Raw genomic sequence first — 12,756 nt, forward strand, 5'->3', positions numbered from 1 at the left:
CGCCTTCGCGAGCAAGCCCGCTCCCACAGTTGACTGCGTACTCCTGTGGGAGCGGGCTTGCTCGCGAATGGCTGCAAAGCAGCCACCCAACCGATGGCGTATATTCGACCCATCCCACTTGCCTGCGCAGCCAACCATGAAACAAACACCCGACGACCTCGAACAGATCACCTCCACCACCCTGGGCCACTACAACGCGGTCGCCGAAAGCTTCCGTGAAGGAACCCGCGATCACGATGTCAGCCAGAACATTGATGCGCTGTTACGGCACATTCAGGGCGAGGCGCCATTCGACATTCTCGATTTTGGCTGTGGACCGGGCCGGGATTTGCAGACGTTCACCCGCATGGGCCACAAGGCAGTCGGCCTCGACGGCTCGGAAAAACTCGCGCAGTTGGCCCGTGAAGACAGTGGTTGCGAGGTGTGGCAACAGGACTTCCTGAAGCTCGATCTGCCGGCCGAGCGTTTCGACGGGATCTTTGCCAATGCGGCGCTGTTTCATGTTCCGCGCCAGGAATTGCCACGGGTGTTGAAGCAGTTGCGGGGAGCGTTGAAACCGGGTGGCGTGTTGTTCAGTTCCAATCCCCGTGGCGAGAATCAGGAAGGCTGGAACGGGCCGCGTTATGGGTCGTACCACGACCTGGCGGCCTGGCAGCAATTGTTGATCGAGGCGGGGTTTGTGGAGCTTGAGCATTACTACCGGCCGGCAGGGCTGCCGCGAGAGCAGCAGCCTTGGTTGGCGAGTGTCTGGCGCAAGGTGTAAAGCCCGCAGATTTGCGGTGGTTGTGCTGACGTCTTCGCGGGCAAGCCCGCTCCCACAGGGATTGCGCTGAACCCTGTGGGAGCGGGCTTGCTCGCGAATAGAGCGCGAAGCGCTCGCCCTTACTGCACCTCTTTCTTCGGCTCGCGAATCTTGTACCAGGCCACATACAGCGCCGGCAAAAACAGCAGCGTCAGCAAGGTGGCGATGACGATCCCGCCGATCATGGCGTAGGCCATCGGCCCCCAGAACACTTCCCGGGCAATCGGGATCATCCCCATGCTCGCCGCTGCCGCGGTCAGCAGGATCGGCCGACGTCGATGCTCGGTGGCCTGCACCACCGAGTCCCACGGCGTATAGCCCTTCTGCTCGTACTCCTCGATCTGGGTCACCAGGATCACCGAGTTACGGATGATGATACCGATCAGCGCCAGAATCCCGAGGATCGCCACGAAGCCCATTGGCGTACCTGTAGGCACCAGCGCAAGTACCACGCCGATCAGCCCCAGCGGCGCGACGCTGGCCACCAGGAACAGCTTTTGCACGCTGTGCAACTGGATCATCAGGAAGGTCGCCATCAAAAACAGCATCAGCGGCACAACCTTGGCAATCGGTCCCTGGGCCTTGCCGCTTTCCTCCACCGTACCACCGGTGGCGACCTTGTAGCCCGCCGGCAATTTGGCAGCGAAATCGTCGATGGACGGCTTGAGGATTCTCACCAGGTCGGTCGGCTGGATCTCGTCGCGTATCGCCGCCTTGATGGTGATGGTCGGCAGGCGATCGCGACGCCACACCAGCGGCTGTTCCAGTTCGTAGCGCACCGTGGCGAACGCCAGCAGTGGAATCGACGTGCCGCCAGGCGTGACGATTTGCAGGTTCTGCAGGGTTTCCGGTGTTCCGCGCTCGGAATCCACCGCACGCCCGACCACGTTGATCAGATAGATGTCGTCATCGACCTGGGTCACCGACTGGCCGCTGACGATGCTGTTCATCAGGTTGGCCACATCCTCGGAAGACAGCCCCAACTGCCGCGCCTTGTCCTGGGCGATGTCGATGCGCAGGACTTTGCCCGGCTCGTTCCAGTCGTAGATGATCTCGCCAACGTGCGGGTTCTTGTCCAGCTCGGTGGCCAGGTCGATGGCATGTCGGCGCACTTGGTCGATGTCCTTGCCGCTGACCCGGTACTGGATCGGACGCCCTACCGGCGGGCCCATTTCCAGTGCCTGGACATAACTGCCGATGCCGACGAAGTCGTTGCGCAAGCGCTCGCGAAGCTTCTGCATCATGGCCTCGCGGGTATGGCCTTTGCTGACGATCACCAACTGCGCGTAAAACGGGTTTTGCAGTTGCTGGTCCAGTGGCAGGTAGAAGCGGATGGCGCCCTGACCGACGTAAGTGCTCCAGCGCACGATGTCCGGATCGTCCTTGAGCGTGGCCTCGAGTCGGTCGACAGCCCGGCGGGTTTCGTCGATCGAGGCGTTTTGCGGCAGGTTCAGGTCCACGAGGATTTCCGGTCGATCCGAAGACGGGAAGAACTGGTTCTGCACGTAGCGCATGCCAAACACCGCCAGTACAAAGCACAGTACGGTGATGCCGATGGCCCACCAGCGATTGCGCATGCACCATAGCAGCCCGCCGTTGAACGCCTTGCCGATACGCCCGGGTTCGCCTTCATGGGGTTTCACGTTGGTGCTGAGGATGTGCACGCCGATCACCGGCGCAAACAGCACCGCCACCACCCATGACACCAGCATCGCACAGGCAATCACCGCAAACAGGGTGTAGGTGTACTCGCCGGCGGAGCTGGCGTTCAAGCCGATCGGCACGAAGCCCGCCACCGTGACCAGCGTACCGGTGAGCATCGGGAACGCCGTGGAGGTGTAGGCGAAGGTCGCCGCTTGCTCCTTGGTTTCGCCCAATTCCAGGCGCGTGACCATCATTTCCACGGTGATCATCGCATCGTCCACCAGCAGGCCGAGGGCGATGATCAGTGCACCGAGGGAAATCCGCTGCATGGTGATGCCGCTGTATTCCATGAACACGAAGACCATCGCCAGCACCAGCGGGATCGAGCACGCCACCACCAGCCCGGCGCGCACGCCAAGGCTGACGAAGCTGACCAGCAGCACGATCACCACCGCCTCGAACAACGCGCTGGTAAAGCCGCCAACGGCCTCCTCCACCACCACGGCCTGGTCGGAGACGTTGTAGATGCCGACACCGACCGGCAAGTCGGCAGTCAACTCGTCGATACGGGTATGCAAGGCCTTGCCGAATGCCTGGACGTTGCCTCCCTTCTGCATGGCGATCGCCAGGCCGATGGCCGGCTTGCCGTTGAAGCGGAATTCCGGCGAGGCCGGATCGACGTAGCCACGGCTGATTTCGGCGATGTCGGCCAGACGATAAAAGCGGTCGTTGAGCTTGAGGTTGACCTCGGCCAGGTCTTTCTCCGAAGCGAATTGCCCCGATGTCCGCACCGAAATCCGCTCCGGCCCGGCCTCGATGACACCTGCCGGGGTCACGGCGTTCTGGGTTTGCAGGCTCTGCACCACCTGACGCTGATCTATGCCCAGCGCGGCGAGTTTGCGCGTGGAGAAGTTCAGGTACAGCACTTCGTCCTGCTGGCCGACCATCTCGATCTTGCCCAGCCCCGGCACGCCGCGAATTTCCATGCGGGCCTGTTCCACGTAGTCGCGCAACTGACGCATGGTCAGGCCGTCAGCGGTAAAGGCGTAGATCGACCCGAAGACGTCACCGAACTCGTCGTTGAACGACGGCCCCTGTATGCCTTGCGGGAACTGGTACTTGATGTCGTTGATCTTCTTGCGCACCTGGTACCAGATTTCCGGGATGTCCTTGGCACTGGTGGTGTCGCGCAGGTACACGTACACCGTGGACTCGCCTGGGCGCGTGTAACTTTTCACGTAGTCGAGGGAGTCGAGCTCTTCGAGCTTTTTCTCGATCCGGTCGGTGATCTGCTCGAGGGTTTCCTCCTGGGTCGCCCCCGGCCATTTGCTCTGGATCACCATGGTCTTGATGGTGAACGAAGGGTCTTCTTCACGCCCAAGGTTGAAGTACGAGAACACACCCATCAGCAACGCGACGAACATCAGATACCAGATGAACGACTGATGCTTGAGGGCCCATTCCGAGAGGTTGAAAGGCCCTTTCATTGACTGTCCTCGTCGATTTTCACTTGTTGCCCCGGCTTGAGGCTGTTGACACCGGCACTGACCACCCGCTCGCCGTTCTTCACGCCGCCGGCCAGCACCACGGTGTTGCCGGTGCGGCTGATCACGGTGATGTCACGGGGGGAGACGGTTTTACTCTGTGCATCAATCACCCAGATGCGCGGCTTGCCATCCACCTCCTGCAGCGCGGTGACAGGCAACTCGATGCGCGGCTTGATCGCCGAGCTCAAGGTGACGCTGATTGCCGTGCCCAGACGAAAGCCGACTGGCGTTTCAGCCAGGGTCAGGCGGGCGCGACGAGTGCGCGTGGCGCTTTGAGCCTGAGGCTCGATTTCGCGGATGACAGCCGTGGTGTTGATGCTCGGATCAAGTTGCACCGCGACCAGGAACACCACATCTTTGGGCAGTTGATCAACCAGGGTATCGGGCAGGTCGATCACCGCTTCCTTGATGTCCGGTTGCGCCAGGGTCACCACTTGCTGGCCGGCCGTGACCACTTGCCCGGCCTCGGCGCTCCACGCGGTGACCACGGCTTTATGATCGGCGCGCAACTCGGTGTAGCCCAGTTGGTCCTTGCTCTGGTTGACGGCGGCCCGGGCCTGATCGAGGGAGGCCTGGGTGGTTTTCAGGTCGGTGTTGGCCGCGTCGAGTTGCGCTTGCGCACCAACCCCACGGTCAAACAAGGCTTGCTGACGCTGGGCAGTGGCCTTGGCGTTGATCAGTTGCGCCTGGATTTTCGACAGATCACCCTGAGCCGAACGCAATTGGTTCTGCTGATCGGAAGGATCGAGGGTGGCGAGCAACGTCCCCTTCTCGACCTCGGCGCCGACATCGACGTTACGACTGGCGATTCGCCCGCCCACGCGGAACCCGGTATTGCTTTCATAGCGTGCCTGGATACTGCCGGCGAAGCGGCCCAGGTCCTCTTCATTCAAGGTCTGGACCTTGATCGACAGCACCGGCCGTACCGGTGCCGGCGGTGGTTCGCTTTTGGAACAGGCGCTCAGCACCAGCCCGATGGACAACGCCCATAAAGGCTTCATGGCTTGGCTCCCCAGGTCAGATCCTTGTAGGTGTTTTCGGCAATCTCGACTTCCATGTCCGGGTGCAACAACTGCCCGCCCGCGACGATGACTTTGTCCCCTTCCTTCAACCCGTCGCTGATGATGACCTTGCCGGTCAGGTAGCGGCCGACCGTCACCGAATGCAACTGGGCCTTGCCCTTGTCGTCGACAATCCAGACCGCAGGTTTACTGATGTTCTTGGTCAGCGCCGACCACGGCAGCTCGATGGCCGCCTTGCCCGAGCCCCTGGCCGTGGCACTCACCACCGAGCCCAATTGCATGCCCTCGGGCAGTTTGTCGAGGCCGACCTTGACCTGCACGGTGCCGGATTGCGCCGATACCGACGGGGTGACTTCACGTACGGTGCCAGTGGTTTTGATGGCGGGGTTGTCGACCAGACTCAGGACAATGGTCTGATCCTTCGGCTTATGGGCCAGCAGCGATTCATAGACGTTGAACACGGCATCCCGGTCGCCGTCCCGGGCCAGACTGAAGACCGGCATCGTCGCCTGCACCACCTGACCGACTTCCGCCTGGCGTTCGGTAATGATCCCCGGCGCATCGGCGACCAGCGCCGTATAGCTCAACTGATCCCTGGCATTGGCCAACTGCGCCTGGGCAGCGCTCAAGGCACTCTGGCTACTGTTCAAGGCAGCCTGGGCCGAATCATATTCGCTCTGACTGGTGTAGCCCTTGGGCAAGAGTTTTTGCTGACGCACGAACGCCGCCGCACTCTGCTTCACCCGCGCCTGTTCGGCGACCACTTGCGCCTGGGCCGAGTCGACACTGGCCTGCAGATCCTTGGGATCGAGCCGGGCGAGCACTTGCTTGGCGGTCACGCGATCACCGACGTCAACCGAGCGCTGGATGATCTTGCCGCCCACACGGAAAGACAGTTCCGTCTGTACCCGCGCCTGGATATCGCCGGTGAGGGTGACCGAGGCGGCGTAATCCGTTGGCTTGACGATTTGTACGAACACCCGCGGCAGGTATTCCTGCACGGGTTTTTTCTCCTCGCACGCCGTTAGCAGGGTGACGACACTCAAGGCCATTAGTACTTTCAGTCCGGGAACCGCCATGCAAACTCCTTGGCCTTTTTTGTGGACAACTCGACAGAGAGCTTAGAACAGGATTTCAACCTTGCACGTGCGTCTTATGAAGAAAGAATTCGCACTGCCTTGCCCCTGAAACACTTGCCATAGACGCCTGCGCATGCCTGACAATGAGTCCCGGTCGACCCTCTCAGGAACCCATATGCTCAACACTCTCGCGGTGGCCAATTACCGTTCGATCAACAAACTGGTGATCCCGCTGGGCCGACTGAATCTGATCACCGGGCCCAACGGCAGCGGCAAATCCAACCTGTACCGTGCGCTGCGCCTGCTGGCGGAAACCGCCCACGGCGGGGTGGTCAATGCCCTGGCCCGTGAAGGCGGGCTGGATTCAACCTTCTGGGCCGGCCCGGAAACCCTCTCCCGGCGCATGCGCACCGGCGAAGTCGCCATCGAGCCCAGCGTGCGCCAAGGCGTCAAACGCCTGCGCCTGGGGTTTGCGGGAGAGGATTTCGGCTACTCGATCAGCCTCGGCCTGCCCGATTCCAATGGCCATTTCATGCTGCCCGGGTGCAGCACGCCGATACCTTCTTATTTCAGCCTCGACCCGCAGATCAAACGCGAATGCCTGTGGGCAGGCGCGTTCTATCGCCCGGCCAGTCTGCTGGTCGATCGTGAAGGCCCGATGATCCGTGCCCGCGCCGATCGTCGCTGGGACGTGCTGGCGCAACATACACCGACGTTCGACAGCCTGTTCGATCAGGTCGGCAATCTGCGCAGTTCCCCGGAAGTGCTGGAGATGCGCGAGTTCATCCGTCGCTGGCGCTTTTACGATCACTTTCGCAGCGATGCCGACGCGCCGGCCCGTCAACCGCAACTGGGCACCCGCACGCCGGTGCTGCATCACGACGGGCGCGATCTGGCGGCGGCCTTGCAGACGATCATCGAAATAGGTGATCCCGAGGCGTTGCGGGCTGCGATCAGCGACGCGTTTCCCGGTGCACGACTGCACATCGAACCACTGCCGGGTGGGCGCTTCGCCATCGAATTCTTTCAGGAAGGATTGTTGCGGCCGCTGTCGGCCGCCGAGTTGTCGGACGGGACGTTGCGCTATTTGCTGTTGGTCGCGGCGCTGCTGACGCCACGGCCGCCGACATTGATGGTGCTGAACGAACCGGAAACCAGCCTGCATCCGGACCTGCTGCCGGCACTGGCGCGCTTGATCATCCGCGCCTCCGGGCAGTGCCAGGTGTGGGTGGTGTCCCATGCCCGGCGGTTGATTTCGGCCTTGCAGCAGGACCCCGACTGCAACTGCATCGTGCTGGAGAAAAATCTTGGCCAGACCGCAATTGTCGGCCAGCGCATGCTGGATGAACCCGCATGGTATTGGCCGGATTGAACGGCGCGTAATTTGCCGGGAGATGGAAGACGTCTGTTTTCCCTTGCGTGTCGACTGATACTCCCTCTTCGCGAGCAGGCTCGCTCCCACACGCAATGTGCACACGCAAAAAAAACGCCGACGCTATTGCCAGCCGTCGGCGTTTGAAACCTTGAAGGGGTTTGCTTCGCGAATCAGAACGCCGGCAGTACCGCGCCGCTGTACTTCTTCTCGATGAAAGCTTTCACTTCCGGGCTGGTCAGGGCCTTGGCCAGTTTCTGGATGGCAACGCTGTCCTTGTTATCCGGACGGGCCACCAGGAAGTTCACGTAAGGCGAATCGGCGCCTTCGATCACCAGAGCGTCTTTAGCCGGGTTCAGACCCGCTTCCAGCGCGTAGTTGGTGTTGATCATGTCCAGGTCGACCTGGTCCAGCACGCGCGGCAGCATGGCCGATTCAAGCTCCTTGAACTTAAAGTTGTGCGGGTTCTTGGCGATGTCTTTTGGCGTGGCCAAGGCGTTTTTCGGGTCTTTGAGCTCGATCAGGCCAGCCTTCTGCAGCAGGATCAGGGCACGGCCGCTGTTGCTGCCTTCGTTCGGGATGGCGATGGTCGCGCCGTCTTTGAGCTCAGCCAGGGTTTTGACTTTCTTCGAATAGCCGCCGAAAGGTTCGACGTGCACACCGATCACGGTTTCCAGGTGAGTGCCTTTGCCTTCGTTGAAGCTCTTGAGGTACGGCAGGGTCTGGAAGTAGTTGGCGTCCAGACGCTTCTGGTCGACCTGCACGTTCGGCTGAACGTAGTCGGTGAAGACTTTGATTTCCAGGTCCACGCCTTCTTTGGCGAGGGTTGGCTTGATCAGCTCAAGAATCTCGGCGTGTGGAACCGGGGTTGCCGCAACCACCAGTTTCTCGCCAGCCTGGGCCAGGCCCGCGGTCAGGGCAGCCGCCAGTGCGGTGAACAACAGAACCTTTTTCATGCAGTGTCCTTATCGAAAATCGCAGTCGCTTGTGGCGACGGCTTGAAAATGAGAGTGCCAGTGAAGTGCTATCGCTGGCGTGAAGCGGACAATACCGGGATTTTTTATTCCCGAACAATAACGTTTATTCAGCTTCATATTCCATTTTGTTCATACAGCTCTAACCCGCACCTTACCCTGTAGGAGCGAGCCCGCTCGCGATGGTCGCCAGGACAACGCGGGCATTCAGGAAACCCGCGTCATCGTTGACGACCATCGCGAGCAGGCTCGCTCCTACAGGAGGCCGGTGCCTTTAAGTATTTGTTTCAAGGCGTCTTTTTCGGCATCGGAACCGTTGCCAAGAATCTGCTTGAGCTGCCGTTCGATCTGTCCCAGACCTTCATCAGGCAAATTCAAATGCTCCGGCAAGATCTCGTCGCCGGTACTCACCAACAGCGCAAAGTGGATGACGTTTTCCAGTTCCCGGGTATTGCCCGGCCATCTGTGGCGTTCCAGCACGCGTTGCGCGGCCTCGCTGATCAGCGGTACCGGCAGCTCCAGGCGCTGGCTGTAGATGCCGAGGAAGTACTCCGCCAGCGAGAGGATATCCCCCACCCGCTCGCGCAGTGCCGGCAGTTCGAGCGGGCCTTCGCTGAGGTAGTGATAGAGCCGCTCATGGAATTTTCCGGCGGCAACCGCCTGGGCCAGATCGATGCTGGTGGCCGCCACCAGGCGCACGTCCACCGGGCTCGGCTGATGAGCGCCGACGCGGGTGACTTCGTGGTTCTCCAGGGCGGCGAGCAGTTTGATCTGGATCGGCAGCGGCAGGTCGCCGATTTCGTCCAGGTACAGCGTGCCGCCGTTGGCCGAACCAAACCAGCCGGCACGACTGCTCGCTGAACCGCTGTAGCTGCCCGCGGCGTAGCCAAACAGCTCGGCGTCGGCGTAGGTCGGGCTGATGGCGCCGCAGTTGACTGAGACGAATAACCCGCCGCGATCACTGGCGCGGTGGATATGACGGGCCAGCAATTCCTTGCCGGTGCCGGTTTCGCCGCGGATCAGCACTGACACTGAACGCGTGGCCAGTTGCTCAAGGTCTTCGCGTAATTGCCGTGAACGCGGATCGACAAACACCAGCGCCTTGGCGCGGATGCTCAGGGGACTTTTTTCAGCATCGGGAAAGGTCAGCAGCGGCTGGCCGAAGGTTTCAAAGCTCATGGCAGACTCCCGCCCAAAACCGCCGGGAGACGGGGGCGTTAAATAAAGAAAGTATTCAAGCGCGGCGCAGGGCGTGGTGTTCCATGCGGTTTTGCAGGCGATAGAGATAGGCAAAACCCTGCTCCCAGCGCTGGTGACCGGACTTCACGTTGATATGCCCCGCCCCCGCCAGAATCCCCGCCTCGGCGCCCCAGTTGCGCGCCAGTTGCAGGGCTCGCGGTGCGCTGACGGCGCTGTCATTGTCAGAGCTGACAACCTGGCTCGGGAATGGCAGCAGGTCCGTCGGGATTGGTGCGAAGTTACGCAAGGCCGGCGCGCAGGCCGGGCGTTCGACGTCCGCCGGCGCGACCAGCAAGGCACCGCGCACCTGACGCAAAAACTGCACAGGCGCGGTGGCCGCCCAGTGAGCAACGGTGATGCAACCCAGGCTATGGGCGATCAGGATGACCGGCGTGCTGTCGGCGGCAATCGCCTCGGCCAGCGCCGCAACCCAGTCTTCACGGCGTGGCGTCAGCCAGTCGGCCTGCTCCACCCGCGCGCTGTTCGGCAGGCTGTTCTGCCAGTGGCTTTGCCAATGATCTTCTGGCGATCCTTGCCAACCCGGCACAATCAGGTAGCGAATTGATTCGTTGCGCATGGGGAAGCTCTCCTGCGTGTCTGTTCCCGGTCGAGTATAGGGAGGTGAGATATATTCGTTAAGGAATAAGAAGCTATTTATTAAGACCTATATGGCATATGAAACTCGGCCTAATGTGGGAGCGGGCTTGCTCGCGAAGGGGCCATCAGATCCAACATCCTTGTCGTCTGACACTCTGCATTCGCGAGCAAGCCCGCTCCCACAGGGGTACTGCGGCGTTGCGAAAATCGAGGCAAAAAAAAGGGGCCGCACCCTGCCAAGGAGACGGCCCCGGAAAACGAAAATCCGTTAACGCGCAGTGATCACCGACAGTTTGGTAATCCCGGCCCGCTCGATCGACGCCATGGCCCGCGCCACTTCGCCGTAATTCACACCATCGTCCGCCTGCAACTGCACGCGCACCTCGGGGTCCCTGGCCTTCGCCGACTTGAGGTTGAATTCCAGCAAGTCCGGCTGTATCTCGTCCTTGTTGATAAACAGTTTGCCAGCACCGTCGATGCTCACCACCAACGGGTCTTTCTGCTCCACCGGCGCCACCGCCTCGGTCTTGGGCAGGTTGATCGGAATCGCGTTGGTCAGCAGCGGTGCAGTGACGATGAACACCACCAGCAACACCAGCATCACATCCACCAGCGGCGTCACGTTGATCTCACTGAGCACTTCATCAGTGTCTTGCGTGGAGAAGGCCATATCAGGACGCCTCCTTCACTTTCTGCACGCTGCCCTGGGCTGCCACCTTGTGCGCCGTCGGATGGATCAGCACGCGGAACGAACTCTTCTGCGCCAGGCTGTAGAAGTCATGGGCGAAGTCATCCAGGTCCGCCGCCGTCAATTTCAAACGGCGCAAAAAATAGTTGTAAACCAGCACCGCCGGCACCGCGACGGCGATCCCCACACCAGTGGCGACCAGTGCCGCGCCAATCGGCCCGGCGACCGTTTCCAGGCTTGCCGAGCCCGCCGCGCTGATGCCCTTCAACGCTTCCATGATTCCCCACACCGTGCCGAACAAACCAATGAACGGCGAAGTGCTGCCAATGCTCGCGAGCACCGCCAACCCGGTTTCCAGCGATCGACGCTCACGCACGATCTGCTGACGCAAGGCACGTTCCAGACGATCCTGATGATTGATCGCCTGGCTCAGGTCCGCCGCCTGCGGCGCCTCACCCACCTGGATTGCCGCATAACCGGCCTGCGCAACCCGAGATGCCGCTCCGGGCCGGGTTTCGCTCAGCTCGGCCGCCGAGTCGAGACTCGAAGCGGCCCAGAACTGCTGGTGAAACTTCCGATCCTGTGCCTTGAGGCGTCCGAACTGCACGCCCTTGAGCAATGCCAGACCCCAAGTCGCGACGGAAAAAACCACCAGCAGCCAGATCACCGCGCTTTCGATGGATTCAAGTGGAGATGCCAGTAACGTCATGGTGTATTCCTCGTGTAAACGTTTCGCGCGAATTTGGTTTCGGTTTAATGAATCTTGAAATCGATGGGCACGCTGACCCAGCCGTCCTGGGCGACATCGCCTTGTTTGGCTGGCACGAAACTCCAGCGTTTCACCGCGTTCAGCGCTGCTTCGTCCAGCGCATCGCGACCGCTGCTTTTCTGGATCTGGATCTCGCCGGGCTTGCCGCTGGCCAACACATGCACGCGCAACAGCACCGTGCCTTCCCAACCGCGACGCTGGGCCAGCGACGGGTATTCCGGGGCCGGGTTTTTCAAGTAGCCGGCAGTGGCGGAGGCCGGTGTCACAGGCGCGGGCGCCGCCGGTGCAGGTGCTGACGGGGCCGCGACGGGCGCTGCCGGTTGCGGTGGCGCGGGTGGTTGCTCTACAGCCTTTGGTGCTGGTTTCGGTACTGGTTTGGCGACTGTTTTGGGCTTGGGCACCGGCTTCGGTGGAGGTGGCTTCACGGCCAGTTCGTCTTCCACCGGTGGTGGCGGCTCAACCACTGGCTGCACGGGTTGCGGTGGCGCAGGCTCAGCCACCGGTGGCGCCGGACGCGAGAATTCGATGGTCATCGGCGGAATCTGCGGCGGCACGACAGGCAACACCGTGGTCGGCTGTTGATTGACCCAGCAAATCACCGCGCCATGCACCAGCAACGCCAACACACCGAGCAGGATCGTCTCCCGTCGACTCAAGATGCCCTTGGGCGCGCGCTGCAAACGCAACTGGCCCAAGGGCACCCGGTGCGGTCGACCGAGATCGACCAACTCACCACCGGGTGCCTGGCGCCACAGCACTTCATGTGCACTGACGGCGGTCTGGACATTGCCCATTGCTTCACTCCCTGCGGTCTCTTTGCGGATAACCCGAAACGTCATGTGAACATCCCCCCGACGACATCCCGGTGGAGAAATCATTGGCTGGAACGCTTAGTCCTTAAAGTAATTTTTAATGATTTATTTAGACCGATAACGCATATACAAAACCCGTCGCTCAGCGCCAGAGCCCGCTATCCAAGGGCTCTGGCCCGATGGCGAAAAACCGATGCCTTGCCTGCATTGA

The 12,756-nt window shown here is 61.2% G+C and carries 11 protein-coding genes; 2 read left to right on the top strand and 9 right to left on the bottom strand.

Annotated elements, in window-relative coordinates; all coding sequences use genetic code 11:
• Positions 1–136 precede the first annotated feature (136 nt).
• The gene (locus ACEN8Q_RS22165; RefSeq protein WP_413425073.1) at positions 137–763 is read left to right on the top strand and encodes a class I SAM-dependent methyltransferase; all 627 of its coding nucleotides are present in this window, start codon (positions 137–139) and stop codon (positions 761–763) included.
• Between the two features lie 119 nt (positions 764–882).
• Here the strand turns inward: ACEN8Q_RS22165 and ACEN8Q_RS22170 are convergent, their stop codons facing one another.
• The 3 genes from ACEN8Q_RS22170 to ACEN8Q_RS22180 are packed head-to-tail and all read right to left on the bottom strand — an operon-like array spanning position 883 to position 6,094.
• Positions 883–3,933: an efflux RND transporter permease subunit gene (locus ACEN8Q_RS22170; protein WP_413425075.1), complete on the bottom strand. Its 3,051-nt coding sequence runs from the start codon at positions 3,931–3,933 to the stop codon at positions 883–885.
• Complete coding sequence (locus tag ACEN8Q_RS22175; protein WP_413425077.1) at positions 3,930–4,994, bottom strand: efflux RND transporter periplasmic adaptor subunit; 1,065 nt, start codon at positions 4,992–4,994, stop codon at positions 3,930–3,932. The genes ACEN8Q_RS22170 and ACEN8Q_RS22175 overlap by 4 nt, the downstream gene beginning before the upstream one ends.
• Entirely contained in the window at positions 4,991–6,094 is a 1,104-nt protein-coding gene (locus tag ACEN8Q_RS22180; protein WP_413425079.1) for an efflux RND transporter periplasmic adaptor subunit, read from the bottom strand. The genes ACEN8Q_RS22175 and ACEN8Q_RS22180 overlap by 4 nt, the downstream gene beginning before the upstream one ends.
• 175 nt (positions 6,095–6,269) lie before the next feature.
• On the opposite strand from ACEN8Q_RS22180, the gene ACEN8Q_RS22185 reads away from it, so the two are divergent.
• On the top strand, positions 6,270–7,466 hold the full coding sequence (locus ACEN8Q_RS22185; protein ID WP_413425081.1) for an AAA family ATPase: 1,197 nt from the start codon (positions 6,270–6,272) through the stop codon (positions 7,464–7,466).
• 173 nt (positions 7,467–7,639) lie between these two features.
• On the opposite strand, the gene ACEN8Q_RS22190 is transcribed toward ACEN8Q_RS22185, so the two are convergent.
• The 6 genes from ACEN8Q_RS22190 to ACEN8Q_RS22215 form a co-directional block, all read right to left on the bottom strand.
• Positions 7,640–8,422, bottom strand: coding sequence for a MetQ/NlpA family ABC transporter substrate-binding protein (locus tag ACEN8Q_RS22190; protein ID WP_007972924.1), 783 nt, complete (start codon positions 8,420–8,422; stop codon positions 7,640–7,642).
• Positions 8,423–8,695: 273 nt separating this feature from the next.
• The gene (locus ACEN8Q_RS22195; RefSeq protein WP_085717807.1) at positions 8,696–9,619 is read right to left on the bottom strand and encodes a sigma 54-interacting transcriptional regulator; all 924 of its coding nucleotides are present in this window, start codon (positions 9,617–9,619) and stop codon (positions 8,696–8,698) included.
• A gap of 55 nt (positions 9,620–9,674) precedes the next feature.
• Positions 9,675–10,256, bottom strand: coding sequence for an alpha/beta hydrolase (locus tag ACEN8Q_RS22200; RefSeq protein ID WP_057399169.1), 582 nt, complete (start codon positions 10,254–10,256; stop codon positions 9,675–9,677).
• Positions 10,257–10,544: 288 nt separating this feature from the next.
• Complete coding sequence (locus tag ACEN8Q_RS22205; protein WP_057399168.1) at positions 10,545–10,946, bottom strand: ExbD/TolR family protein; 402 nt, start codon at positions 10,944–10,946, stop codon at positions 10,545–10,547.
• Between the two features lies 1 nt (position 10,947).
• On the bottom strand, positions 10,948–11,673 hold the full coding sequence (locus ACEN8Q_RS22210; RefSeq protein WP_413703742.1) for a MotA/TolQ/ExbB proton channel family protein: 726 nt from the start codon (positions 11,671–11,673) through the stop codon (positions 10,948–10,950).
• Positions 11,674–11,717: 44 nt separating this feature from the next.
• Positions 11,718–12,527 carry an energy transducer TonB gene (locus ACEN8Q_RS22215; RefSeq protein ID WP_413703743.1) on the bottom strand — a complete coding sequence of 270 codons (810 nt, stop codon included), beginning with the start codon at positions 12,525–12,527 and terminating at the stop codon, positions 11,718–11,720.
• Positions 12,528–12,756: the final 229 nt, after the last annotated feature.

The organism is Pseudomonas sp. Pseusp16 (assembly GCF_047324915.1).
Classification (GTDB): domain Bacteria; phylum Pseudomonadota; class Gammaproteobacteria; order Pseudomonadales; family Pseudomonadaceae; genus Aquipseudomonas; species Aquipseudomonas fluorescens_CD.